Genomic DNA, 24,128 nt, shown 5'->3' on the forward strand with positions numbered 1-24,128 from the left:
GCCAAATTGGTAAATTAAATTGTTGACTGAATGACAAGGTAAATAATATTTACCACTTAAGCCGTGCTCGCGGCGAGAGTGACAGCCAGACCACCGGCTGATCTTTACCTTGGAGGAGAACCCATGAAGACCACCCTGACATCGCTTGCCGTTGCGGCCTCGCTGCTGGCAGCCCCGGTTGCCCACGCGGCGGATAAGATGCTGCTGAAAACCCCAATCGCGTTTTCAACCGCTCTACCGGGCCTCGGCTCGCCGATCCCGCGCGTGGCCGAACAGCTGGACCTGATGTCCGGCGGCACGCTGAAGATGAAGGTTTACGAACCGGGCAAGCTGGTCCCGCCGTTTGAAATTCTGGATGCGGTGTCTTCAGGCAAGATCAATTCGGGCTATACCACCGCCGGCTACTGGGCGGGTAAGATCCCGGCTGCACCGCTGTTTTCGGCCGTTCCGTTTGGCCCTGAGGCGGGCGAATACATGGCGTGGCTGTACTATGGCAACGGCATGAACCTGTATCAGGAGATGTATGATCAGGCAGGCTTCAACGTCCATGTCATTCCCTGCGCAATCATCGCCCCCGAAACCTCGGGCTGGTTCGCGAATGAGATCAACAGCCCCGAAGACCTGAACGGCTTGAAAATGCGCTTTTTCGGTCTGGGTGGCGAAGTGATGCAGAAGCTGGGTGTGGCCACCTCGCTCCTGCCCGGAGGTGAAATCTTCCCGGCGCTGGAAAAAGGCGCGATCGACGCGACCGAATTCTCGATGCCTGCCATCGACGCACGCCTCGGCTTCCACAAGTTGGTCAAGTACAACTACTTCCCCGGCTGGCACCAGCAAGCGACGGTGTTTGAACTGATGATCAACAAGGACGTCTGGAACGAAGCCAGCGATCAGCACAAAGCGATCATCGAAAATGCCTGTAAGGCTTCGATGGCTGACAGCTTTGCCGAAGGTGAGGCGATCCAACACGCTGCGCTGCTGGACAACGTTGAAAACAATGGTGTTCAGATCAAGCAGTGGAACGACGAGATGCTGTCGACCTTCCGCGCGACCTGGGAAGAGGTTGCCGCAGAACAGGCCGCCAACGACGAATTCTTTGCCAAGGTTCTGGCCGACATGAACGAATTCCGTGACGGTTATGCGGTCTGGAAAGAGAACGCATTCCTCCCCCGCAAGTAAATTTGCCGCTTGCGATTATCCGGGGGCGGCTTCCTTCCGCCGCCCTCGGACCCTTCTGATTTTCTTTATTTTCCCCAACGACCCGGGCGCATTCACGTCCCCACTGCCGAACTCTTGAGGAGGAGACCATGGCCGAGACACAGCGTCATCAGGACGACCCGATTGAAGTCTATGAAAGCATCCTTGAGCATGGGGAGCCCGATCGCCAGAAACTGGCCGTTGCCATCGACAACGGCGTCAAGGCGGTGGGTCATGTGGTCATGTGGGCCAACTTGCTGCTGGTTGCGGCCATCGTTTCGCAAGTGGCGATGCGCTATCTGCTGAACCAGAACTATCCCAAGCTGGATGAGATTCAGTGGCATTTCTATGGTCTGGTGACGATGGTCGGTATCTCGTATGCCTTGGTTACTGACAGTCATGTGCGGGTGGACTTGCTGCACATGCAGCTCAGCCAGCGCGCGCGCCGGATCATCGAGATCATCGGAATTTTCACCCTGCTCGTGCCGTTCATCTATCTGATGATCGATCAGGGCTATGACTATTTCTACGAAAGCTGGAGGGTCAACGAATCCTCGGACAGCCCCACCGGCCTGCCCGCGCGTTGGGCTTTGAAAGGTGTGATCCCGGCCAGTTTTGTATTGCTGGCATTGGCTGCGGCGGCACGGCTGATCCACGATGTGCACGCCCTGTTCGTCAATCTCGACGAGGAACGGCAGGGCAAGGGCCTGCGTCTGATCGTCTGGGCGCTGGTGTGCTTTGCTCTGGTGGCGACCGCGCTGACCTTCCTGGTGGAAACGACCGAGGAAAAACTGGTCATCGCGATGTTCTTGACCTTCATCGCGCTGCTTTTCACCGGCTTCCCGGTGGCATGGACGCTGGCCGGGGTTGGTGTTGCCTATTGCGGTCTGGCCTATCTGTTCGACAACGGCCTGATGAACTGGACCGGGCTTGAGGAAACGCTGACCGGTCTGGACTATCTGACGCTGGGCGCGGTGGTGAACCGGGTCTATGCCACCATGTCGAATGCGGTTCTGGTCGCGCTGCCAATGTTCATCTTCATGGGCCTGATGCTGGACGAATCCGGCGTGGCCGAGCGTTTGATGTCCTCGATGCAGCGCCTGTTCGGCACGGTGCGCGGCGGGCTGGCGATCACGGTAACGATGATCGGCATCATTCTGGCCGCCTCGACCGGGATCATTGGGGCGTCTGTGGTTCTGTTGGGCGTGCTTTCGCTGCCGTCGATGATGGAGCAGAAATACAGCCCCTCATTGGCCGCCGGTGTGGTCAGCGCTTCAGGCACGCTGGGCATCCTCATCCCGCCGTCGATCATGCTTGTCATCATGGCGGACCAGATGGCGCTATCGGTCGGCGACCTATTTATGGCTGCAGTGTTCCCCGGCGTGATCATTGGCGCGCTCTACCTGACCTATATTTTTGTCATCGCCTTGATCAAACGCGACGTGGCCCCAGTACCCGAAGGCGCAACCCGTCCTGACTGGAACGCAGTCAAGGACGTGCTGATTGCAGTCTTGCCGACGCTGGCCCTGATTCTCGCCGTGCTGGGCTCGATCTTCGCGGGTTTGACCACACCGACCGAAGCCTCGGGCGTGGGTGCGCTGGGGGCAACCCTGCTGGCGCTTGGATATCGCAAACTGACGTTGACCAAGCTGATCAACGTGCTGAAAGCAACGTTCAACACCACCGCCTATATCTTCGCGATCTTCCTTGGTGCGACGGTGTTCTCCTATGTCTTGCGCGAACTGGGCGGCGACGCGCTGATCGAGGATATGATCCACGGTACCGGGCTTGGCCCAAATGGCACTGTCTTCATGATCCTGTTCATCGTCTTCCTGCTGGGCTTCGTGCTGGACTGGATCGAGATCACGCTCATCGTTCTGCCCTTGATGCGCCCCATCGTGAACGGGCTGGGCCTGGATATCGACGGCTTCGGTGTCATCGATGAACCTGCGCTGGTGTGGTTCGTAATCCTTGTGGCGGTGACGTTGCAGACCTCTTTCCTGACACCTCCGGTTGGATTTGCGCTTTTCTATCTGAAAGGGGTCTGCCCGCCCGAGATCAAGCTGACTGACATCTACAAAGGGATTATCCCATTCGTGATCCTGCAGCTGACCGGCCTGTTCTTTGTCTTCTTGTGGCCGCAACTGGCCACGTGGTTGCCCTCGGTCGCGTATTAACGGAGGGTAGCGGGATGAACGATGCCGATCTGATCAAGCGTCTTCAGGCCATTTGTGGGCGGCGGCGCGTTTTGACTTCGTCGCGCAGCACCCGCCGCTTTCGCCGGGGGTTCAGATCAGGTGAAGGGGACGCGCTCGCGGTGGCTCAACCCGCCACGCTGCTGGAACAATGGCAGGTGCTTCAAGCCTGCGTTGCCGCCGACAAAATCGTCATCATGCAAGCCGCCAATACCGGCCTGACCGAAGGGTCTACGCCCAAGGGTAGCTACGATCGTGATGTAGTGTTGATCAACACGCGGCGGATGGACGATCTGCATCTGATCAATGAAGGCAAACAGGTCATCAGCTTTCCGGGCAGCACACTGTTTGCGCTGGAAAAGCTGCTGGACCCGATTGGCCGCCAGCCGCATTCGGTGATCGGATCTTCGTGCATCGGTGCCTCAGTCGTTGGCGGGGTGTGCAACAACTCGGGCGGTTCGCTGGTCGAGCGCGGCCCCTCCTATACCGAGCTGTCACTGTACGCGCGGATCACTCAGGACGGCGAGCTTGAGTTGGTCAATCATCTGGGCATGCAGTTGGGTGATACGCCCGAAGAAATCCTGACCCGGCTGCAGAACGGTGATTTCTCAGCAACTGATATCGAGACCGACAATCGCAAAGCCTCTGACACCGATTACGCCCGTCGGGTGCGTAATGTAGATGCTGAAACGCCAGCACGCTTTAACGCTGACAAGTCGCGTCTATACGAAGCAGCGGGCTGCGCGGGTAAACTGGCGGTTTTTGCGGTTCGGCTGGATACATATGCCAAGAACGAAGCAGAGCGTACTTTCTACGTCGGGGCGCATGACACCGAGGCATTCACGGAATTGCGCCGTCGAATCCTGTCCAACTTCAAAACCCTGCCGGTCAGTGCTGAATACATGCATGAGGAGGTATTCGATATCTCTGACCGCTATGGCAAAGACACCATGGTGATGATTGACAAGTTGGGCACCGATCGTTTGCCCACTTTCTTTGCGCTGAAGGGCGCGGTGGACGCGCGTTTGGAAGGCATACCGGTTCTCGGCAATTTTACCGATCGTTTCATGCAGTTCGCGATGCGACTTTGGCCCGATATCCTACCGCGCCGGATGCGGGCCTATCGGGATCGGTATCCGCATCACCTCATACTCAAAATGCGCGATGGCGGTATCGATGAAGCGCGCGATCTACTCAATGACATGACTGCCGAAGACAAGCTGGATTTCTTTGAATGCGACCTGCGTGAGGCAAAGATCGCTGGGCTACATCGTTTTGCTGCCGCAGGTGCAGCCATTCGTTATATGAAGGTTCATGCAGCCGAAGTGGAAGATATCATCGCCCTAGATATCGCTCTGCGCCGCAATGATGTCGACTGGTTCGAAGATTTGCCAGCTGAGATCGCGGATCAACTGGTCGGCAAACTCTACTATGGCCACTTCATGTGTCATGTTCTGCATCAGGATTACATCGTCAAGAAAGACGCAGACCCGAACGCGTTGAAGGCCGCAATGCTAAAGTTGCTGGACAAACGCGGCGCTGAATACCCGGCGGAACATAATGTTGGCCATCTCTATGCAGCCAAACCCGATCTGGCAGCTTTCTACAAGTCGATCGATCCCACGAACAGTATGAACCCGGGAATCGGAAAGATGTCCCGCAACAAGCACTATTCGTGAGACGGAACGCCGCTGACCCGTATCCGTTGGATACTACTTGAAGCTGCGGCTGTCCTTGATCTGATCCCAGGCCCAGACGACCTCTTGCAACTGCTCTTCCTGAGATCGGTCACCACCGTTCATATCCGGGTGCAGCACTTTGATCAGCTTCTTGTAGGCTTTGCGAATCTCTGCCTTCGACCAGCTATCTTGCGCTTCGAGGATCTCAATCGCGCGGCGCTCGGTCGGAGGCAGGCGTCGACCGCCGGAATTGGCGCGGCCGGGATTTTTGGTGGCGTTTTCGCCTAGAACCTGATGCGGGTCCTCGATCCCCAGACGTGCCCAGGCACGGGCCTCAGGGTCGCCCATCGGTTTGGTCTCACGCTCCCACACTTTGTCCTTCGAACGCTGCGCGTTTAGTTCGGCCTCGGTGGTGCCGTCGAAGAAATTCCATTTCTGGTTATATTCGCGCACATGTTGCTGGCAGAACCAGAAAAAATCATCCAGCACGTCCGGAGCTTTGGGCGCGCGAAACTTACCGGGTTCTTCACAGCCCTCATGATCACAGATTCGCACCGAAGTTTCGGACGCACCTGACATACCCCGACGGCCGCGCGGCTTCTTTTTCTTAGCGCTCGACACGGACATATCGAATCCGAAGGGATCTGACTTTACCATCTGCACAACCTCACGAAGGCATCTTTTCGACTCGGAGGCAGCAGTTTAATCTAAGCAGCCGAAAGTAGAAGAGGGGGACGGCAATTTATTTGCCGTTGAGCATAAAAATGAGCGTGACCGACGAAATCCGTGAACGATTGCAGGCAGCATTTAACCCGCGTGAGCTGGAGGTGGTTGACGACAGCGAGAGCCATCGTGGTCACGCTGGATATCAGGAGGGCGGTGAGAGTCATTTCAACGTCCTTATTCGTTCTGCGGCTTTCGAGGGGCAATCCCGCGTTGCCCGCCATCGCGCAGTACATACGGCATTGGGGGATATAGTCCCCCGTATCCATGCGCTTGCTCTGGATATCGACGTCTGACAGTCGCGGCCTTGGTTCAGATAAGCGACGATTACGTCGCCAATTCTCTGCGGATTTAATCTCGATCAAGGCATCGCGATACATGACCCTCTAATATTCGCCTCGTCGATCTCCGGTTAACCGGAGCGATCAGATTTGCGGATAATGAGGGCTTTTTAAATGATGACCAAAGCCAGAACGTGGTTCTCGGCACTGTCGACAGTTTCATTGCTGTCGGTGGGTGTTGCGTTCCCGGTTCACCATGCCCAGGCGGAACAGCCGGGCCCGGTAGAAGCCATTGAGTTCGACCAAGCCAAGGCGGCACTTGGCAAACGTTTGTTTTTTGACCCGCGCCTGTCTGGCGACACCGAACTGTCCTGCGCCAGCTGCCACCAGCCGGAAAACGGCTTTACCGACGGGCAGGCCCTATCGGATGCCTATGCCGGCAGCCTGCATTTCCGCAACGTGCCGACGCTGATTAACAGCGCCAAGCGCGCCGCGTGGTTCCATGACGGGCGCATTGGCACCAACCTCAACGACGCGACCCGCGAAAGCATCACCGAGACATACTCGATGAACATGGATATGCGTTTGATGCAGGAACGCATCAAGCAAGATCCGGTTTATGTCGAGATGTTCGAAGCCGCCGGATTTGGCGAGCCGTCGAACGGCGGGGTCCGTAACGCCATCCCGGAATATCTGAAAACGTTAATTTCGCGCGGCGCGCCGTTCGATACCGGCGAGATGTCGGAAGACGCCAAGGCGGGCTATGAGCTGTTCAATGCCAGCGGCTGCAATTCCTGCCACTCGGGCGAGCGGTTCACGGATGATCTGCCGCACAATATCGGCGTGGGCGACAACCCCGATATCTGGGCGACCCCGGAACGTCGCATCACCTTTGTGACCATGATGAAGTTCCTCGGCGTCGAGAATTACATGAACCTGCGCGCCGACCCCGGTGCGTATATCCGCACTCACACCGCCGATACCTTCGGCACGTTTATGACCCCCACGCTGCGTGAGCTGATCTATACCGCGCCATTTATGCATAACGGCTCGATTGCGACGCTCGAGGATGTGGTGGCCTTCTACAACGCCGGTGGTGGCGAAGATGAAAACAAGGATCCGCGCATCAAGCCGCTTGGCCTCAGCGAGACCGAACAAGCACAGCTGGTGGCCTTCCTTAAGGCGCTGTCTGGTGAGCCGCTGACCGGCCCGGACTTCGTCGCCGAGGACATCGATACGGATTATGCGCCGATCGAAAACTGGCAAGACGCGACAAACTGAGGAGTGGACCCATGAAAGACCTAAAGTCTTACCTTTCAGGCACAATCGCCACCGCTGCCCTGTTTGCCGTCCTAGGTGCACAGGCGATTGCGGAAACCAGCATGGAGATTGAGGCCGGCATCGGTGGCGCAGACCCCGATGTAGACTCGCCGCTGGTGGCGCTGGGCGAGCCGCCGATCCCGCTGGACAACCCGCAAACCGACGCCAAGATCGAACTGGGCAAGATGCTGTTCTTTGATGCCCGTCTTGGCGGGAATCCGTCGACGCCCTGTTCGGCCTGTCACATGCCAGATGTCGGCTGGGACGTCGAGGCACCGATCTCGTTCGGCTATCCGGGCACGACCCACTGGCGCAACAGCCAGACCATCGTGAACTCGGCCTATTACGGCAAGCTGTTCTGGGCAGGTTCCTCGAAAAGCCTTGAGAACCAGGCCAAATCCGCCGCAGGCGGTGCGGTCGCCGGCAACGGTGAGGCCGACATGATGGAGGCGCGCCTGGCCTTCGTTCCCGAATATGTCGAACGCTTCAACGATGTCTTCGGCGATCAGTGGCCGCGTATCAGCAATGCATGGCGGGCTATTGCCGCGTTTGAACGAACCATCGTTCAGACCGACACGCCCTTCGACAATTATCTCCGTGGGGATGACGCGGCGCTGACCGACGAGCAGAAACGCGGGCTGGAATTGTTCGCCGGTAAGGCGCAGTGTTCCGAATGCCATAACGGCGCGTTGCTGTCGGATGAAAAATACTACAACACCGGTGTGCCCGCCTATGACGGTTGGCAGGACGATGGTCTGGCGCAAGTCACCTTCCGGTATGAGCTTTATGCCAAAGGCTCGACCGAAGAGATGTACCGCCACACCAAGGACGACCCCGGCTTCTATTTCCGTACCAAGGAAAAGGCCGACAAGGGTAAGTTCCGCACGCCAAGCCTGCGCTACACCCTCTATACCGAACCCTACATGCATAACGGCATGTTGGAGACGCTTGAGGATGTGGTCGAGTTCTACAACCAGGGCGGCGGCGAGAATGAGTTCGCTGAAAACAAATCCCCGCTGATCCAACCCCTTGGCCTGAATGATCAAGAAAAAGCGGATCTGGTGGCCTTCCTGAAATCCCTGTCCGGTGACGAGATTCTGGTCGAAGAACCTGATCTGCCGGATTACCAGCCGCTTCCCGCGGCAGCAGAGGAGTAAGCGTCATGAAAGATCATAACGCAACCGGATGCAGCTGTTCGGGCGAGGCCAAAAAGGCCTGCACCGTGAACCGCCGCCAGTTCCTGTTCGCCTCGGGTGCCACCACCTTTGCCGTGATGGTGACCATGCCTACCCGCCACGGTCAGGCCGAACAGGTGCCCGCATTGGTATCGACCTATCCGCGCAAGCTGATCGGCAAACTGTCCGAACTGGAACAGGATGTGCCGGTCGAGTTCTACTACCCGGACGAGGGCGACTATTCGGACTCGATCCTTGTGAAAACCGGCGTGGAAAGCGGCGGCGGCATTGGTCCGCAAAAGGATGTTGTGGCCTTCAACCTCACCTGCACCCATCAGGGCGGGTCGATGTATGACAGCTACAAGCCTGAACATAAGGTGCTGGGCCCGTGCCCGTTGCACCTGTCCACCTATGACGTGACACGGCACGGCATCCTCGTCTCGGGGCAGGCCTATCAGTCGCTGCCGCAGGTCCTTTTGGAACTGGACGGCGATGACATCTACGCCGTTGGCATGTTCGGCCTGATCTACGGCCGTTACGACAACCTCATTGCATAAGGGAAGCGGAATCATGGCAACCCCGTATTACGTACCCGAAACCAACGTTCCGCTGCCGCCCAAAGGGGCCGAGGTCATCTCGACCGCCTGCGACTACTGCATCGTGGCTTGTGGTTACAAAGTCTATCGCTGGCCCGTGACGGCCAAACCCGGCGGCCCCACCGCGGACGAGAACGCCTTTGGCGAGGATTTCCCCGTTGCACCGCTGGGTGCCTGGGTCGCGCCGAACCAACACAATATCGTCCTGCACAAAGGTCAGCCGCACCACGTTGTGATCATCCCCGACAAGGACACGCAATACGTCAACACCGACGGCGACAGCTCTCTGCGGGGCGGGTGTATCGCGCAGAAATGCTACAACCCGCAGACGCCCACTCGTGACCGTCTGAAGACGCCGCTGATGCGAATTTATGGCACGCTGATGCCGGTTCCGTGGGATCTGGCGCTGGATGTTGCGGCTGAGGTGGGCAACCACGTGATCGCCAAGCACGGTACCAATGCCTATGGCGTAAAAACCTTCAGCTATCAATATATCGAGAACACCTATGCGATCTCGAAATACGCGCTGCGCCATATCAACACCGCGAACTTCACCTTCCACGACACGCCGTCCGACGTGACCTCGACCCCCGGTTTCCGGGACGCGGGTTTCGACAACTTTGGTCCCTCGTACGAGGACTGGCGGGATGCGGAAACCCTTCTGGTCTGTGGCACCGACCCGTATGAGACCAAGACTATCCTATATACCCAGTGGATGATGAAGGGGATGCAGAACGGTCAGAAAGAGATCTATCTGATTCCGCGCCGGTCTGCCGGTGTGGCCCATGCTGAAAAGATGGGTGGCCTGCATATCGACGTTCTGCCCGGCACCGACCTTCTGGTCGTCAACGCCATCGCCCGCGTCATCGTGGAAAATGGCTGGGAAGACAGCGACTGGATCAAGAAATGGGTCAACAACAAATGGGAAAGCTCGTCGGGCTTCGGTCAGGGTACGCGCAACACGCCATGGCAGTGGCGCACGACCTGGGGCAAGTTCCAGACCAAAGGCTTTGAGGATTGGAAAGAATGGCTGCTGTCGCAGGACGAATTCGCGCCTGAAACCGCTGCAGCCATGGCCGAGATCGACGTGCAGAAAATCTATACTGCCGCCGAATGGCTTGCCAAGCCCAAGGCGGATGGCACCCGGCCCAAGACCTCGGTCATGATCGAGAAAGGGTTCTACTGGTCGAACAACACCGGCAACACGCAGGCGATCTCGGCTCTGGGCATCATCTGCGGCTGTGGTGGTCGTCCGGGTCAGGTGATTGGCCGGGCCGGTGGTCACCAGCGGGGCGGCGTGAAGGGCGGGAAATACCCGCGCAACAAGTCGCCCGAGAAACTGCCGGGTCGCCGTCGCCGCGCCATGGATACGGACCGGTATCTGATTGCAGGTCATACCCGTATGGCCCATGTGATCGGCACCACATGGATTCAGGCGATGTGTGGTTCGCAACAGTTAGCTGACAAGTTCGAGGAACTGACCGTCCGCAACCCGCATCAGATTGCGTCTTTCGACAAACAAGAAATGATCGACGCGCTGAAGGCCCGCGCCGACAGCGGCGGTATGGTGGTCATCGACCAGGACATCTATCTGCAGGATCCGATCGGCAACCGCTATGCCGACATCGTGTTCCCTGCAGCGACCTGGGGCGAAGAGGACTTTCTGCGCGCCAACGGCGAACGCCGCCTGCGCCTGTACCAGAAGTTCTATGATGCGCCCGGTGCGGCCAAGCCCGACTGGTGGATCATTGCGCAACTGGCACAGCGGATGGGCTTTGACGGGTTCGACTGGCAGAACTCGAACGAGGTCGCCGAAGAGGCCGTGCGCTTTACGCGCGGGTCGCGCAAGGACTTCCACGCGGTCTTACGTCTGGCAAAGAAAGAGGGCAAGGGTCTGCACCAGAAGGTCCGAGAATTCGGCACCGATGGTGTGCAATGCCCGGTCATGCTGGATGCCGACGGTGTCACGCTGATTGAAACCAAGCGTCTGCATGACACAACCCGCACGCTGCCTGATACCGGTGCGGCTGGTGCGGATGTATTCAACAAGAAGCTGACGCACTTCAACAGCCAGACCGGCAAGTGCAACATCCAGAAATCGCCGTGGGACCTGTTCTCGGATTACTGGGAATGGCTGAAACCCAACAAGGACGAAGGCGAGTTGTGGGCCACATCCGGTCGGATCAACGAACGCTGGCAGTCCGGTTTCGACGACCGCCGCCGCCCCTATATCGTGCAGCGCTGGCCGGAAAACTGGGTCGAGATTCACCCCGACGATGCGGCCGAGCGTGGCATCGAAAGCGGCGACTATGTGATGGTCTATTCGGAGCGCGTTCCGGGTAACAAGCACACGCTGCTCGGTGTGGAAGGCGACGACTTCCAGTTCTCGAAACTGATGGAGAACGGGCATATCGAACTGACCAAAGCGGCGATCACCGCCGTGGCCATGGTTACGCCCGCCATAAAGAAAAGCGTCGTTTACATGGACTTCCTGCACATGCAGCAGCCCGCCAACGCGCTTGAGGGCCGGATCGTCGACTGGATCAGCGGCAACTACAACTACAAGATGGGCGTTGCCAAGGTCCGCAAGCTGGGGCCGAGCCCCTACAAGACCTCGTTCCGCACGATGTCCTTCGCGCCGCGCGATATCGCCTGACGCTTTTCCGGGGGGCGGACGCCATGCCGCCCCTCGGGTCCGGTCCCGCTGCAGAAGGGACCACCTGGAAGGCAGGCTTCGGTTGGGAAACCTGTCTTCCACTTTACCCAACCCGTCCCAACGCAAAACATGGCAGACCTGATATGAACATGCATTCCGATACCGCCCTGCGTGACGAGGCCACCAGCCTGTTCTCCGACTACGCAAAATCCGATTATGACGTGATCCGCCTGCGCGCCATTCAGGCCCTGACCGCCATTGGAGCCAGCAACAGCCCGGCCTTGGTCGAGGCGTTGCTGGATGATGACGAAGACGTCCGTCAAGACGCAGCCCAAGCGCTGGGCGCGCTGGGCGTAACGGAGGCCGCGCCGCAACTGCTGGAAAACCTGATCCACGATCCCTGCGGTGAGGTGAAACTGGCCTGCGTCACCGCCTTAGCACAGCTGAACGCCAAGGACGCCACGCGGTACCTGCGCACCCTCGTCACTGGACGCGGCGAGGATATCACGTGGGACGAGGACGAGCTGCATCAGGATGAATGGGACGACTGGCTGGATACTCAGATCGCGGCGATCAAAGCGTTAGGTCGCATGGGCGATGCGGCTGCGATTGAACCCATTGTCATGGCCCTGATGGACGAAGACGGGCAAGAACTGGGGGATGTGGCCTGCGAAGCGCTGGGCCAGATCGGTACGCCGTCCGTGCCGACCTTGGGTGTGTTCGCTCAATCCTCGAACCGCCGTCTGCGTCACCGCGCTCTGCGCACGCTGGCCACCATCGGAGGACCCGAGGCCGAAGCCATCTTGCGCAAAGCCACCACCGACAAGGACGGGGCCGTGCGTCTGATCGCCTATGAGGCGCTGATGCCGAACGACCCGGCGCTGGTCGAACAGGCCCTGACAGATGCGGTCGAGGATATCCGCAACGCAGCGCTGAACCAGTCCGGCCTTTCCGAACCCGAACTGCTGGACCGCATGATGCGCGACCCCGGCGCAAAGGTGCAACTGGCGCTGATCGACCGGCTGGACCGCAGCCAGCCTATCGTTGATCAAGACGACCTGCGCTGGCAGGTGCTGGATTTCCTCGCAACCGGACAACAGCCTGAGGTCTCGGCGCAGGCGCTGGGCCTGCTGGCGGCGTTGGCCCCGCAACTGGTGGCAGATCGGCTGAACGCGCTGTTCTCGGTCGAGGCGGACGACCTCAAGGCCGAGCGTATCCAATGGGCCATCGTCGACGCGCTGGCGACCTCGCCCCTGCGCGAGGCGGCAGAATGGCTGCAACGCGCCTGCCGCGCGCCCTTCCGGTCGGTGCGGCTGAAGGCCGTGGCCTCGCTGGCGATGATTGTTACTGACACCGACCGCCCGCATGTGAACCAGCAGCAGGGCCGCGAATTGCTGCTGTCCTTCGCGCTCGCACCGATGAGCGTGGTCGAAGACGCGCACGAGGAAGAGGCCCCGCAAACCGACATCGCCGCGCTGGAAGAGGCAGGGCTGGATGTATCCGACGGTGGTGAAAACGGCCCTACCTCCAGCCTCGGCGCGATCCTTGGCCATGACGCTATCGCGGCAGAGATGAAGAAAGAGGCCGAGGATGATGACCTGCACCCCCTGACGCCACGCGAGCAGGCATTGTTGGTCAAGGCCACCCGCCATCCCAAACGCCGCCGCGTGGCGTTGGATGACAATGCCGAAGCCTTGGAGCGTGAGACCCGCATTTCGGCCATCCGCCTGCTGGGCGACGTCACAGGTATGCAGATCATGCTGGCCCAGATCGCGCAGGACCCCGAGACCGAGATCGCCGCGCAGGCGCTGGCGGCACTGGGCTTGTCGGTCGCGCGCAACGGGTCCGAACTGAACCAGTCGCATTTGATCGAGCTGATCACACAGGGGCTTTCGCATACCGATGCCAATCTGTCTCTGCAAGCGCTGAACCTGCTGCAACAGGCTGACCTGCCACCGCAGGATGCGCTGCGGGGCAAATTGCGGGCTATGCTGAAAACCGGAGATACTGCCTTTCGTATCGACGCCATGCAGATTCTGACCCGCTGGGACGGGACGGCCGATGTGGCGCGCAGCTTGCTGGACGATGTCTCGGCCCCGGTACGGCAGGCGGCGATGCGGCTTTTGTCTGAAACGGCCCCGGATCAGGCAGGTGCGGCCATCGTACCCTTCCTTCTGGCCAATCCTGAGCAACGGATCGTGACCTATGTCAATGACAGCGCCCCTGCCTTGGTGTCCATTGGGCGCGAATTGTTGGCCGGATTGCGCGACGAGAACCGCCGCGCCCAGTGGCCGGTGTTGATCAGCGCTTTGGCCGACCTGTTGGGAGACCCCTACCGGGCGGTCTGAAACCGGAGGGATAGATGGCGATTTCGCTGAAACTAGGCGCGGCGATTTTAACGGGGGCAATGGCTTTTGGTAGTGTCGCACTGGCCGAGGAGATCCCCGAGGTTGCCGTAGTTCATCAGGTCATCGACCTGAACGCCGACACTCCGGCGCATGCATTTCGGTTCGAACCCAAATTCCTGCAGGTTCCAGCTGGGGCGACTGTGCGTTTCAAAGGCTCGACCGGGCGGCACACGGTCACTGCCATTCCTCGAATGATACCCGTGGGCGCGCGCGTCTTCGAGATTCGGGGCAAACCCGAACTGGATCTGACTTTCGAGAAAGAGGGAGTCTACGGCATCCGTTGCCGCGTTCATGGGCGTCACGGAATGGTCATGCTGCTGGTAGTTGGTGATCCAAGCTCGAATCTCGAAGAAGCCAAGGCCTATCTATTTAAACTTGGAGAGGCCGAGCGGGTCGGTTTCGAAGAGCTCTTTGCGTATATGGAGGCCCAAAATGGCTGATGGATGTGCCTGCGACCACCATGCTCATATGTACCTGACCGTAGATGACGCCCTGAGGCGCGGTTTGTCCGTGGCCAACCCCATCACGGATATCGAAACACTGCCGCTGGTGCAGGCCATTGGCCGGATATTGGCCGAGGATTGCGCTAGCAATGTAGACATGCCCGCCTTCGATAACTCGGCCATGGACGGCTATGCCGTTCGCAGCGCCGATCTGGGCGAGGGGCCTGTGTTCGAACTGCTAGTTGGCGGGCGCATAGCCGCCGGTGATAGCGGCGCACACGATGCGCCGGATGGCAGTGCCTTGCGTATATTCACAGGAGCGCCGGTGCCGTCCGAGTTCGATGCGGTATTAATGCAGGAAGACTGTGAGTTACAGTCCGATCGCATCCGGTTCAACCGCCGTCCAAAATCCGGTCAGCATATCCGTCGCGCGGGCGAGGATTTGAAAGCTGGTGCCCCGATCCTGCGGCGCGGGTGTGAAATTACTGCGCGTGAGGCCGCCGCGTTGGCCTCGGCTGGTTATGGCGAGGTGAAGGTTTATCGCAAGCTCAAGGTCACGATCTTCTCGACCGGTAGCGAGCTGCGCCAGCCGGGTGAAGCGCTTGGCCCCGGACAGATCTACAACTCGAACCGGTACATGCTTTTGGCTTTGCTGGATAAACCCTGGATCGAACTAGCCGACCGAGGCCCGGTCGAAGATGATCCGGTGCTGCTGAAGCAGGTCTTGAGGGATGCCTGTAATAGCTCGGACCTGATCATCACCACGGGCGGTGTTTCGGTCGGGGACGAAGACCACATGCCGCGCCTGTTCAGTGAAATCGGTGGCGAAACCGAGGTGATGAAAGTGGCGATGAAACCCGGCAAGCCGATCATGTTCGGTTGTCGGGGTGATGCGCTTTATGTGGGCCTGCCGGGAAATCCGGTTTCGGCTTTTGTGACGTGGCAGATCATTGGTGCGCGGATGATGGAACGCCGTGCCGGTCTGCATCGGAACGAACGCACCCCCGAGCAGGCGGTTTTGGCAGAACCTATTCAACGCCGCGCGGGGCGGCGTGAGTACCGCCCGGTAAGCATCGACGGATGTACACCGAATGGCGCACCGCGATTGCGCCTGATGGCCGAGTCTTACAGCGGGCGCGTTGCCCTTCTTGCACAGGCCGATGGTCTGGCAATTATTCCGGCAGAAACTGAGAAGCTGCCAGCCGGAGAAGCTCTGGATTTCCTTCGATTCTAGATGGATCCCGATGCGCTTGAGGTATCAAATTCTTTGGTCAACGAGCGCCCTTTGCTGTCGATGGCGCGCGGCTTTAGGCCATTGGTGCCGACCTATGTCGGGACCTTCGGGGATCGCCGAATGCTCTGTCGCGAATGTGCGCGCGACGGGCAGCTAGGTGACGTCCTTGAACATGTAAGTGGTCGGCTCCAGCCGATCCTCAAACGGGTTTCGGCAATAGTTCGGGATCTCTCCGGCAATCTGAAAACCCATCGACTGATACAGCAAGCGTGAAGGATCGCTGCTACGGGTGTCCAGCACCAGCATCGTGCGTTTCAATTCCTGAGCACGTTCATGCAGTGCCTCCATCAGCGACCGACCCAAACCGCGACGGCGAGCCTGCGGATGAACCAGCAGCTTTGCCACATCCGCGCGATGCGGCTGGTTTGGCATTGCGGCGGGGATCAGTTGCACCGTGCCCAGAATGCGTCCGTCACCATATGCGACAAACAGATCGAGTGTCTCCGCGCGGAGTTCGGGCTGCACCCTGTCCCGCCAATAGGCGCGGGCATCGTCTCGCGAAAAAGGAAGGATGAACCCGATACTGGCACCGGTATGGACACAGCGGTGCAGGATATCGGTCAGATCCTCAAGCGCTTCGTCGAAATATTCCTGTGGCAATCGCGTAATCATATCAGCACCAACAGATAGCGCGCACCGCGTTTGGGTCCGGTTTCGAACTGCGTTGGCCCCGACAGGTGATAGCGAAGGCAGTCGCCGCCGCTGAGCGCATGGGCAATCCCGTCCACTGTCAACGTTAGCCCTCCATCAAGTAGGATCAGGTGGTGCTCCTGTCCCGGCTTGGGCGGAGTATCGTAGGTGATGACAGTACCTGGGGGCAAATGACCTTCCATTACTTCCCCGCTGAGGCCAGTCGCCGGTGGTGAAACCGAACGGCGGGTAAACCCGCTTTCGGGGTCATGCCATTCAGGCTGCTTCTCGAAAGGTACTTTGGGATCGAAACTGTCTTCGACCATCATCAGCAGGCGTGACATGGGCAGGCCGTATGCCGCGCATAAACGGCCAAGCGTTTCAGCGGTAGGGCTGACATCACCGTTTTCCATTCGCGACAGTGTCGCCCGGCTGATCCCACTTTGGTCTGCCAGCTGCTCAAGCGACCAGCCATGACCCTGGCGCAGCTCGTTCAGACGCTTAGCGAGGCGGTTTGATAGTGTGTCGAGCATGGCTCACATATGGGAATCAGTTACGAATATGGGATTATTGCCATACTTTACTTCAAACACAATAGAAAAAGGGCGCAGAAACCTGCGCCCTTTTGCTGCTCGGGTATCGGACTGGATTACTTCCAGCCAACTTCGTTATAGATTTTCTGTGCCTCGGGGATGTTTTTGGCGGCCTCTGAGAGGTTCACCTCATCTGCTTTGAACTCCCCCAGAGCGGCCACGTTCTCAGCCAGCGCAACGCCTTCGACAGCGGGGTATTCATCGTTTCCGTTCGAGAAGTAGACCTGCGCCTGATCGCTTGCGAGATACTCAAGGAACTTAATCGCGTTTTCTTTGTTCGGCGCGTTTGCTGCAACACCCGCACCCGACAGGTTCATATGTGCACCTTCGGCGTCCTGTGCCGGGAACTGCACGCCGATCATCTCGATATCCGCGCTTAGACCCTTGACGTCTTTGCGCATAGCGCGGGCCATATAGTATGTGTTGGCAACCGCAATCTCGCACTCGCCTGACACGATGCCGCGCAGCTGGTCTGTGTCACCGCCCTGAGGTTCGCGTGCCATGTTGGCGGCGACACCTTCAGCCCATTTCCTGGCTTCTTCCGCGCCGTGATTTGCAATGATCGATGACAAAAGTGTCTGGTTATAGATATTGCCGGACGAGCGAATGCAGATCTGCCCTTTATACTCCGGTTTTGCCAGATCCAGATAGGTTGCGGGTGGGTTGGCGACATCAGCCTTGTCAAAGAAGATGATCCGTGCGCGCTGAGAAAAGCCGTACCACTGATTGTCTTCGTCCTGAAGGTTTGCCGGAATACGCTCCTCTAATATTGCGCTCTCGACCGGCTGCAGGATGCCTTCGCTCTTGGCACGGGCCAGGCGCGAGCTGTCGACCGTCAGCAGGACATCAGCGGGCGAATTCGCGCCTTCTGCTTTCATCCGTGCGATCAGTTCGTCGGCCTTGCCTTCGATGCGGTTGATGGTGATGCCGGTGGCCTCTTCGAAGTCGGAATACAGGCGTTCGTCGGTGTCGTAGTGGCGCGAGGAATACAGGTTCAGCTCGCCCTCGGCTGCGGCAGAGGTGGCGATCAGGGCCGTCAGGGTGGCGGCAAAGCAGGTAGAGGATTTCAGCATCATTTGTCCCAACATTGAAAATCGTGACGGGAATTAACCCGACTGATTTGGTCAATTAAACGATTCTCGGTGGGATGCAAGGAAATCCGACAAAATTAGTTGGTCAAAACGTTGCTGAACTTACCTTGCCGGACGGCCCCTTCAGGATTGACGCCGCCTACTTTGTTTTCTTTCGGGTTGCGGTGGGACGGGGGACGGTGCCGGCTCGGGATCCGGATCGTCGCTGAGCACCGATTCTTTGTCAGCATCGCCTGAGTTACCGCTTCCATGTATTTCTGCAGCATGACCGGCGGATCGGCTGGGGCCAGTTTGATTGACAGCCTGCTTGCGCCTTCCTGATTATAGGCATAGCGCGAGGAATAACTTGCGTTGACCTGCGCCGCCACGGGTCCCCAGCCACCTTTGACCGATGCGCTGCCTGATTTCTCGGTCTGTTTGGTCATCGAGATCGCCATCTTTACCTCGATCTCGGCCTCTTGCACCGCATAGAACGCGGGCAGGAAACCCATCGACACGAGGCTGAATTCCTTTGGGGGACCATCGGGGTTGGATAGGTCGGGAAGCTGGATCTTCTGATCCGCCATGTATTTGGCGATATCAGTCGAATGTCTATCCAATTCAGTTTGCGACTCTGCCACGGAAATCGCCAGTTTCTGAACCATTTCCGCGAAAGGGACGTTTAGCAGTTCCTGCCCGATACTCATTTCCAATCTCCTTTGTGAATTCAGTCTCTATCAATAATCTTCGTTGCGGACCGTCTTTTGACCGAGAACGACACCTTCGCTGCGTTCTGGCTGACCGCCTGTTTCTTCGCGTTTGTAGCGAACTGGGCTTTGTCGCCATCCCGACCAAGCCCAACAAAGGCTTCGACCTGGACATTGTCGATGGCGAAATCGTCGCTGCCGTCGGATCCTGCAAGGATCTGTTCGCCCAGGGCCTGCGAAAAAACCTGCGCATCCACGATCTGCGTATCTTTGTCTTCAACCTCCATTCCGCTCTGGCCTCCGGCCATTGGGTTCACCACCGGAGAACCCGAGCCCATCAGCATGCCACTGCCTCCTTCTTCCAGATCGTCGATCTGGTCTTGCAGGTCCTGGATCGTCTCCAGCAACACGACCTCGCGCGCCTCCAGCGCGGTCAGGCGGTTTTCCAATGACTGAAGCAGTGTGGTGAAGGCCTCGAGCAGTTCGGTGACGCGCACATCTATAGGCTGTTTTTTGGGGGTCTTGTCCTTTTTTGTCGCCATCGACCCCTCCACCAGGACCACCTTCATCCACCGATCCCGGCGCGAACCGCATCCGCATGGTCGACGCGCTGCTGGCATCGAGCGTATCTGTCTGCGTCAGTTTTGGCCCACACAGAAACGCGCCAATGATCCCGCGTTTGCCTTCTTCTGTGGTGCTGGTCATCTCCATGACGACCTTCAATTCTACATCGACATCCTGCATGTGGTAAAAGACTGGCGGAATGCCCATCTCGCGCAGTTCCTGAGGATAGTTCTTCAGCGCGTTCAACTGATCCAGGCTAAGCTGTTCGGCGGCTTGGGCCACGCTTCGGCCTATATCGGCCACCATCTCGGTCAGGGTTGTTCCTAATATCGTATCCAGATCATCGTTGGCCAACCCAACCTCCCGTCATAAAAAACAGAGAAAGCGGAGCACGAGACCGTCTCATAACAATACTAAATCTCAGAGCGGGACTTTCGGAGCGATTTCCGGCACTTCCGCCGACACGAAAGGGCGCTAGAAGCAGGGCATAAAAAAACCGCGCCCGAAAGCGCGGTTTTTTAATTAGGTTCGTGCAGCCCTTAGCCCTGGCGAGCTTTGAACTTGCGCTGCGTCTTGTTGATCACGTAGACGCGGCCTTTGCGACGCACAACCCGGCAATCACGGTGCCGGTTTTTGAGCGAGCGGAGCGAGTTCTTGACCTTCATGGGTCTGTCTCCAATCTGCGGCGCCTTCATCAAAGACGTGGCCAGCGCCTGGGTTAATCGGGTGCCCCGGAAAGACCAGAGCAATGAATTCATGGTGGGCGGTACAAGGATCGAACTTGTGACCCCTTCGATGTCAACGAAGTGCTCTACCGCTGAGCTAACCGCCCATGAAACCGTTGCGTGACCTGCCCCATAACGAAATGGGGCGCGGAACCCCGCGCCGGTAGCGGGGTCTATAAAAGGAGTCGTTGGGGGGATCAAGGGGTTTGGCAGAACTATTTTACGGTCTATGTTGAGTGCGAACAACGGAGAGCCCATGCCCGACGCCGCCACCAATGCAGCCTATATTCTGGATATGCCCGCAACGCGTACGTCCTGCGTGGTATTTGCCTCGCCCCATAGCGGTCGGACCTATCCCGAGTCTTTATTGAAGCGGTCTGTTTTGAACCGCAATATGATTCGGTCCTCCGAGGATGCGTATGTCGATCAGCTTTTTTCTTCAGTCGCTGAATTCGGTGCACCGCTGCTCGCCGCGGCCATGCCGCGCGCCTATCTGGACCTGAATCGCAATTCGGATGAATTGGACCCCGCTTTGATACAGGGTGCGCGTCGTCACGGACATAATCCGCGGGTTACTTCGGGCCTCGGGGTGATTCCACGCGTGGTCGCCAACGGCAGGGCGATCTACAGCGGCAAGCTGACGATGGATGAGGCGCGTCTGCGGATCGATACCTATTGGCGTCCATACCATACTCGCCTGAAATCTCTGCTGGCGGAATCGCATCAGATGTTTGGGCAGGCCATTCTGATTGATTGCCACTCGATGCCGCACGAGGCGGTGGCGCTGGCCGGCGGCTCGCGCCGGGCCCGACCGGAAATCGTTTTGGGCGATCGGTTCGGTGCGGCCGCTTCCGGTGTGATCGTTGATCAGATCGAGGCCGCTTTTGCCGACGCGGGTCTGAATGTGGCGCGCAACACGCCTTTTGCAGGGGCCTACGTCACCCAGACCTATGGTCGACCTGCCCGCCATCAGCATGCGGTTCAAATCGAGATCGATCGTTCACTTTATATGAACGAGGAAACGATCGAGCCGAACGGCAACTTTGAGGCGTTGCGTGATGTGTTGCGGCAGGTCACCGCGCAGATCACCAGTATCGGGTCCGATCCAATGTCACTTGCCGCCGAATAGACCTAGCGCAGCGCACGACCTTTTACGATTGCATCACTGCCGAAACGGCGCCGGATTTCGTCCGTCGCACGTTCGGCCTGTGATCGGCGTTCTGCACCGGGATCCAGAAGGTCGCCCGAGATATCGGCCTGATCCTCTGAGCACAGGTCAGACAGGCCGCATCCCAAAAGGCGATAGGGACCCTGATCGCCAACCTGATCAAATAGCCCACGAGCGGTGCGATAAATCCGATCCGCTATCTGAGTCGCATCGCGTAGCGATATCCGCCGGGTGATGATCTTGTGGTTGGCCTGTTTCAGCTTCAGCGTCACCACTCGCCCAGCCAATCCCTTGGCTTTGGCCCGGTCGGCTACCTTTTCAGACATACGCCACAGATGCCCGTCCAGAATTTCAAGACTGGCGGTATCCTCGAAAAAAGTGGTCTCATTGCTGATCGACTTCATCGGCTCATGGGCCGATACGCGCCGTTTGTCCTGCCCTCGCGCCAGATGCCACAGACGGTAGCCCATTGATCCGAACCGCGCGGTCAGCGCCTCCTGATCCCAGCGCAGAAGATCAGCAAATGTGCGAATCCCCGCGCGATCCAGAGATTCCTGCGCCGCCGGACCAATTCCCCAGATTAATCGCACCGGCCGGTCATGCAGGAAATCAGCCGTCTCGGCCTTGCCGATCACTGAAAAACCCCGAGGCTTGTCGAGATCCGAGGCCACCTTGGCCAGAAACTTGTTATGGCTCAAGCCAATCGATCCCGTCAGGCCCAGCTCATCTTTCATCCTCTTGACCAGACGCGCAAGCATGACCGCTGGCGGTGCACCATGCAGCCGCTCGGTGCCGGATAGGTCCATGAACGCCTCATCCAGCGACAGCGGTTCAACATCAGGTGTCAACTCGTCCATCATGGTGCGTATCTCGCGCGAGACGCTGGCATAGACCGACATACGCGGTTTGATCACCACCGCTTCGGGGCATAGTTGAAGCGCCTTGAACATTGGCATGGCTGAACGTACCCCGCGAACGCGGGCCACGTAACAGGCAGTCGAAACCACCCCGCGCTTGCCGCCGCCAATGATCACAGGCTTGTCGACAAGTTCGGGATTGTCGCGCTTTTCGACCGAAGCATAAAAAGCATCGCAATCCATATGCGCGATCGTCAGGTCAAACAGCTCTGGGTGCGATTTGACCCTCGGGCTGCTGCAAGTTGGGCAGCGCGGCCCTTGCTTAGTTTCCTTCAGGCAGTCGCGACAGATGGCGGGCATGATGTAGTTTCTTTCCGGCCAGCGGCGGATTGGTCAAGACATTCGATAGGTTAAAAGGTATCGCGAATGGATTAGGATAAAAAGAGGACCGATGGACTTCGCCCGGGCAAAAATAGCGTTGTTTCTGGGGCACAAGCTGCTGGTCATTCTAAGAGATGATCGATCAGATATTCCGTTTCCAGGGCATCTCGATTTTCCAGGCGGCGGGAAAGAGCCAGGCGAAACACCGATCGAATGCGCGTTGCGTGAAACAGATGAAGAGGTTGGACTGCGCCTGTGCGCAACCGATCTTGTCTGGTCACGGCAATATGGTCAAAGCTGGTTCTACGTCGCCCTGCGCCCGCCGGAAGATGTTGGCCTGATCCGTTTTGGAGACGAAGGGCACGGGTGGAGGCTGATTTGTCCGCGGGATTATCTGTCGAATCCGTTGGCCATTCCAAATTTTGCAGATCGCCTTCGGGATTATTTGTCGGAAACGGTGCAGCTTTGAACGGGACTTAACGGCGCAGCTTTGATCGGGACTTCGAAAGAAAACCCCCCGCGCCTGCGGGGGGAGGTAACGAGCCTCAGGAAGAGATGGCCCGTTGGGGAGTGTCTTGTGTGTAGAATCGCCGAAAATGGCGTTTTTCGATAGCCACAAGCCGAACGCCATAAAACTCATGTTTTTCATGTGTGTTTTCGGGCACAGGGACGATTTGGCGCGGCGGCGCAAAAAATTGACCTAACGTCAATTGCTTGAGCACCGTTCCTTCCGCAATTTTTGGCTTTTCGCCTAATGGTGAGTCAATGAATTTAACTCGCTCAAAACTGCTTGTGCGGCGGCTTTGGGGTCATCCGCCTGATAAATCGGGCGGCCCACGACGATATGATCGGCCCCATCGCCGATTGCACTGGCCGGGGTTGCGACCCGCTTTTGGTCGCCCAAAGCTGCACCAGCAGGGCGTACCCCAGGGGTTACAATCAAACGACTTTCGGATTGGGGCAGGGCGCGGATTAGCGCGGCTTCCTGAGGGCTGGCGATTACGCCATCAGCTCCGGCCTCGAAAGCCTTGGCCGCGCGTTCTACAACGAGGTCCTGCACGTCACCCGCTTTCAGAAGGCTTGCATCCAGATCGTCCCTGTTCAGTGATGTTAGGACGGTTACCGCCAGAATTTTCATGTGCTTGCCTGCAGCGCCCTCCTTTGCGGCGCGTACGACATGCGGATCACCATGCACCGTCAAGAAGTCCAGATCGAACTGAGCCAACCCACGCACTGCATTTTCTACAGTGTTGCCGATATCGAACAGCTTCATGTCCAAGAAAATGCGCTTTCCGTGATCCTGTTTCAACTCGTTGGCCAACGCCAGACCGCCGCCAGTCAACATACCCAGCCCGATCTTATAGAACGAAACCGAGTCGCCCAGCCGCTCGGCCATGGCTAGACCCTGCAGGGCGTTTGGGACGTCGAGGGCTACGATAAGGCGGTCATCGGACATGGGGCGCTCCTTT

The 24,128-nt window shown here is 58.3% G+C and carries 23 protein-coding genes and 1 tRNA gene; 14 read left to right on the forward strand and 10 right to left on the reverse strand.

From position 1 onward, the window contains the following. Positions 1 to 123: 123 nt before the first annotated feature. From ACR0A1_RS18605 to dld, 3 genes are all read left to right on the forward strand, one after another. Positions 124 to 1,176 (forward strand): TRAP transporter substrate-binding protein, encoded by a 1,053-nt coding sequence (locus ACR0A1_RS18605; protein ID WP_170513809.1) that lies wholly within the window; start codon positions 124 to 126, stop codon positions 1,174 to 1,176. 128 nt (positions 1,177 to 1,304) lie between these two features. Continuing rightward, the gene (locus ACR0A1_RS18610) at positions 1,305 to 3,371 is read left to right on the forward strand and encodes a TRAP transporter large permease subunit (RefSeq protein WP_480868742.1); all 2,067 of its coding nucleotides are present in this window, start codon (positions 1,305 to 1,307) and stop codon (positions 3,369 to 3,371) included. Between the two features lie 14 nt (positions 3,372 to 3,385). Beyond that, positions 3,386 to 5,068, forward strand: coding sequence for a D-lactate dehydrogenase (dld, locus tag ACR0A1_RS18615; RefSeq protein WP_480868744.1), 1,683 nt, complete (start codon positions 3,386 to 3,388; stop codon positions 5,066 to 5,068). Between the two features lie 33 nt (positions 5,069 to 5,101). Here the strand turns inward: dld and ACR0A1_RS18620 are convergent, their stop codons facing one another. Continuing rightward, positions 5,102 to 5,725: a DnaJ domain-containing protein gene (locus ACR0A1_RS18620; RefSeq protein WP_170398478.1), complete on the reverse strand. Its 624-nt coding sequence runs from the start codon at positions 5,723 to 5,725 to the stop codon at positions 5,102 to 5,104. A gap of 107 nt (positions 5,726 to 5,832) precedes the next feature. Between ACR0A1_RS18620 and ACR0A1_RS18625 the strand changes: the two genes are divergently transcribed. The 8 genes from ACR0A1_RS18625 to ACR0A1_RS18660 all read left to right on the forward strand — a co-directional run bounded on the left by ACR0A1_RS18625 (position 5,833) and on the right by ACR0A1_RS18660 (position 15,904). Beyond that, positions 5,833 to 6,087 (forward strand): BolA family protein, encoded by a 255-nt coding sequence (locus ACR0A1_RS18625; RefSeq protein WP_170398480.1) that lies wholly within the window; start codon positions 5,833 to 5,835, stop codon positions 6,085 to 6,087. Between the two features lie 159 nt (positions 6,088 to 6,246). Beyond that, positions 6,247 to 7,353 (forward strand): cytochrome-c peroxidase, encoded by a 1,107-nt coding sequence (locus tag ACR0A1_RS18630; protein WP_480868746.1) that lies wholly within the window; start codon positions 6,247 to 6,249, stop codon positions 7,351 to 7,353. A gap of 11 nt (positions 7,354 to 7,364) precedes the next feature. After that, a complete protein-coding gene (locus tag ACR0A1_RS18635) occupies positions 7,365 to 8,549 on the forward strand; it encodes a cytochrome-c peroxidase (RefSeq protein ID WP_480868748.1) in 1,185 nt (394 codons plus the stop codon). A gap of 5 nt (positions 8,550 to 8,554) precedes the next feature. After that, entirely contained in the window at positions 8,555 to 9,124 is a 570-nt protein-coding gene (locus ACR0A1_RS18640; RefSeq protein ID WP_170425700.1) for an arsenate reductase (azurin) small subunit, read from the forward strand. Positions 9,125 to 9,137: 13 nt separating this feature from the next. Next, entirely contained in the window at positions 9,138 to 11,819 is a 2,682-nt protein-coding gene (locus tag ACR0A1_RS18645) for an arsenate reductase (azurin) large subunit (RefSeq protein WP_480868750.1), read from the forward strand. 143 nt (positions 11,820 to 11,962) lie between these two features. Beyond that, the gene (locus ACR0A1_RS18650) at positions 11,963 to 14,167 is read left to right on the forward strand and encodes a HEAT repeat domain-containing protein (protein ID WP_480868752.1); all 2,205 of its coding nucleotides are present in this window, start codon (positions 11,963 to 11,965) and stop codon (positions 14,165 to 14,167) included. A gap of 14 nt (positions 14,168 to 14,181) precedes the next feature. Further along, on the forward strand, positions 14,182 to 14,667 hold the full coding sequence (locus ACR0A1_RS18655; RefSeq protein WP_480868754.1) for a plastocyanin/azurin family copper-binding protein: 486 nt from the start codon (positions 14,182 to 14,184) through the stop codon (positions 14,665 to 14,667). Then, entirely contained in the window at positions 14,660 to 15,904 is a 1,245-nt protein-coding gene (locus ACR0A1_RS18660) for a molybdopterin molybdotransferase MoeA (RefSeq protein WP_480868756.1), read from the forward strand. Before ACR0A1_RS18655 ends, ACR0A1_RS18660 begins: the two co-directional genes overlap by 8 nt. A gap of 153 nt (positions 15,905 to 16,057) precedes the next feature. On the opposite strand, the gene ACR0A1_RS18665 is transcribed toward ACR0A1_RS18660, so the two are convergent. The 5 genes from ACR0A1_RS18665 to ACR0A1_RS18685 all read right to left on the reverse strand — a co-directional run bounded on the left by ACR0A1_RS18665 (position 16,058) and on the right by ACR0A1_RS18685 (position 19,506). After that, positions 16,058 to 16,576 (reverse strand): GNAT family N-acetyltransferase, encoded by a 519-nt coding sequence (locus ACR0A1_RS18665; protein ID WP_170398494.1) that lies wholly within the window; start codon positions 16,574 to 16,576, stop codon positions 16,058 to 16,060. After that, positions 16,573 to 17,127 (reverse strand): helix-turn-helix domain-containing protein, encoded by a 555-nt coding sequence (locus ACR0A1_RS18670; protein ID WP_170513838.1) that lies wholly within the window; start codon positions 17,125 to 17,127, stop codon positions 16,573 to 16,575. The genes ACR0A1_RS18665 and ACR0A1_RS18670 overlap by 4 nt, the downstream gene beginning before the upstream one ends. A 116-nt stretch (positions 17,128 to 17,243) precedes the next feature. Then, a complete protein-coding gene (locus ACR0A1_RS18675) occupies positions 17,244 to 18,260 on the reverse strand; it encodes a Fe(3+) ABC transporter substrate-binding protein (RefSeq protein ID WP_170398498.1) in 1,017 nt (338 codons plus the stop codon). A 95-nt stretch (positions 18,261 to 18,355) separates the two neighbouring features. Further along, positions 18,356 to 18,964, reverse strand: a complete 609-nt coding sequence (locus ACR0A1_RS18680) for a hypothetical protein (RefSeq protein WP_480868758.1) — start codon at positions 18,962 to 18,964, stop codon at positions 18,356 to 18,358. Between the two features lie 20 nt (positions 18,965 to 18,984). Beyond that, complete coding sequence (locus tag ACR0A1_RS18685; RefSeq protein ID WP_480868759.1) at positions 18,985 to 19,506, reverse strand: hypothetical protein; 522 nt, start codon at positions 19,504 to 19,506, stop codon at positions 18,985 to 18,987. On the opposite strand from ACR0A1_RS18685, the gene ACR0A1_RS18690 reads away from it, so the two are divergent. Continuing rightward, the gene (locus ACR0A1_RS18690; protein WP_480754673.1) at positions 19,487 to 19,855 is read left to right on the forward strand and encodes a hypothetical protein; all 369 of its coding nucleotides are present in this window, start codon (positions 19,487 to 19,489) and stop codon (positions 19,853 to 19,855) included. The genes ACR0A1_RS18685 and ACR0A1_RS18690 overlap by 20 nt on opposite strands. A gap of 212 nt (positions 19,856 to 20,067) precedes the next feature. Here ACR0A1_RS18690 and ykgO read toward each other — a convergent pair whose 3' ends face one another. Then, positions 20,068 to 20,193, reverse strand: a complete 126-nt coding sequence (gene ykgO / locus ACR0A1_RS18695; protein WP_005648635.1) for a type B 50S ribosomal protein L36 — start codon at positions 20,191 to 20,193, stop codon at positions 20,068 to 20,070. Positions 20,194 to 20,285: 92 nt separating this feature from the next. Beyond that, positions 20,286 to 20,360 (reverse strand) — tRNA-Val (locus tag ACR0A1_RS18700). A 149-nt stretch (positions 20,361 to 20,509) separates the two neighbouring features. On the opposite strand from ACR0A1_RS18700, the gene ACR0A1_RS18705 reads away from it, so the two are divergent. Continuing rightward, positions 20,510 to 21,382, forward strand: coding sequence for an N-formylglutamate amidohydrolase (locus tag ACR0A1_RS18705; RefSeq protein WP_480754670.1), 873 nt, complete (start codon positions 20,510 to 20,512; stop codon positions 21,380 to 21,382). 2 nt (positions 21,383 to 21,384) lie between these two features. Here the strand turns inward: ACR0A1_RS18705 and ACR0A1_RS18710 are convergent, their stop codons facing one another. Further along, complete coding sequence (locus ACR0A1_RS18710; RefSeq protein ID WP_170819142.1) at positions 21,385 to 22,638, reverse strand: DNA polymerase IV; 1,254 nt, start codon at positions 22,636 to 22,638, stop codon at positions 21,385 to 21,387. A 91-nt stretch (positions 22,639 to 22,729) separates the two neighbouring features. Here ACR0A1_RS18710 and ACR0A1_RS18715 point away from each other — a divergent pair, with 91 nt between their 5' ends. Then, the gene (locus ACR0A1_RS18715) at positions 22,730 to 23,128 is read left to right on the forward strand and encodes an NUDIX domain-containing protein (protein WP_480868762.1); all 399 of its coding nucleotides are present in this window, start codon (positions 22,730 to 22,732) and stop codon (positions 23,126 to 23,128) included. A 282-nt stretch (positions 23,129 to 23,410) separates the two neighbouring features. On the opposite strand, the gene pyrF is transcribed toward ACR0A1_RS18715, so the two are convergent. Next, positions 23,411 to 24,115, reverse strand: a complete 705-nt coding sequence (pyrF, locus tag ACR0A1_RS18720; RefSeq protein WP_480868763.1) for an orotidine-5'-phosphate decarboxylase — start codon at positions 24,113 to 24,115, stop codon at positions 23,411 to 23,413. Positions 24,116 to 24,128: the final 13 nt, after the last annotated feature.

It is taken from the genome of Ruegeria sp. D6 (assembly GCF_056534365.1).

Coding starts and splice junctions, on each gene's coding strand:
- ACR0A1_RS18605 (WP_170513809.1), top strand. CDS start 124: ATGAAGACCACCCTGACATCGCTTGCCGTTGCGGCCTCGCTGCTGGCA.
- ACR0A1_RS18610 (WP_480868742.1), top strand. CDS start 1,305: ATGGCCGAGACACAGCGTCATCAGGACGACCCGATTGAAGTCTATGAA.
- dld (WP_480868744.1), top strand. CDS start 3,386: ATGAACGATGCCGATCTGATCAAGCGTCTTCAGGCCATTTGTGGGCGG.
- ACR0A1_RS18620 (WP_170398478.1), bottom strand. CDS start 5,725: ATGGTAAAGTCAGATCCCTTCGGATTCGATATGTCCGTGTCGAGCGCT.
- ACR0A1_RS18625 (WP_170398480.1), top strand. CDS start 5,833: ATGAGCGTGACCGACGAAATCCGTGAACGATTGCAGGCAGCATTTAAC.
- ACR0A1_RS18630 (WP_480868746.1), top strand. CDS start 6,247: ATGATGACCAAAGCCAGAACGTGGTTCTCGGCACTGTCGACAGTTTCA.
- ACR0A1_RS18635 (WP_480868748.1), top strand. CDS start 7,365: ATGAAAGACCTAAAGTCTTACCTTTCAGGCACAATCGCCACCGCTGCC.
- ACR0A1_RS18640 (WP_170425700.1), top strand. CDS start 8,555: ATGAAAGATCATAACGCAACCGGATGCAGCTGTTCGGGCGAGGCCAAA.
- ACR0A1_RS18645 (WP_480868750.1), top strand. CDS start 9,138: ATGGCAACCCCGTATTACGTACCCGAAACCAACGTTCCGCTGCCGCCC.
- ACR0A1_RS18650 (WP_480868752.1), top strand. CDS start 11,963: ATGAACATGCATTCCGATACCGCCCTGCGTGACGAGGCCACCAGCCTG.
- ACR0A1_RS18655 (WP_480868754.1), top strand. CDS start 14,182: ATGGCGATTTCGCTGAAACTAGGCGCGGCGATTTTAACGGGGGCAATG.
- ACR0A1_RS18660 (WP_480868756.1), top strand. CDS start 14,660: ATGGCTGATGGATGTGCCTGCGACCACCATGCTCATATGTACCTGACC.
- ACR0A1_RS18665 (WP_170398494.1), bottom strand. CDS start 16,576: ATGATTACGCGATTGCCACAGGAATATTTCGACGAAGCGCTTGAGGAT.
- ACR0A1_RS18670 (WP_170513838.1), bottom strand. CDS start 17,127: ATGCTCGACACACTATCAAACCGCCTCGCTAAGCGTCTGAACGAGCTG.
- ACR0A1_RS18675 (WP_170398498.1), bottom strand. CDS start 18,260: ATGCTGAAATCCTCTACCTGCTTTGCCGCCACCCTGACGGCCCTGATC.
- ACR0A1_RS18680 (WP_480868758.1), bottom strand. CDS start 18,964: ATGAGTATCGGGCAGGAACTGCTAAACGTCCCTTTCGCGGAAATGGTT.
- ACR0A1_RS18685 (WP_480868759.1), bottom strand. CDS start 19,506: ATGGCGACAAAAAAGGACAAGACCCCCAAAAAACAGCCTATAGATGTG.
- ykgO (WP_005648635.1), bottom strand. CDS start 20,193: ATGAAGGTCAAGAACTCGCTCCGCTCGCTCAAAAACCGGCACCGTGAT.
- ACR0A1_RS18705 (WP_480754670.1), top strand. CDS start 20,510: ATGCCCGACGCCGCCACCAATGCAGCCTATATTCTGGATATGCCCGCA.
- ACR0A1_RS18710 (WP_170819142.1), bottom strand. CDS start 22,638: ATGCCCGCCATCTGTCGCGACTGCCTGAAGGAAACTAAGCAAGGGCCG.
- ACR0A1_RS18715 (WP_480868762.1), top strand. CDS start 22,730: ATGGACTTCGCCCGGGCAAAAATAGCGTTGTTTCTGGGGCACAAGCTG.
- pyrF (WP_480868763.1), bottom strand. CDS start 24,115: ATGTCCGATGACCGCCTTATCGTAGCCCTCGACGTCCCAAACGCCCTG.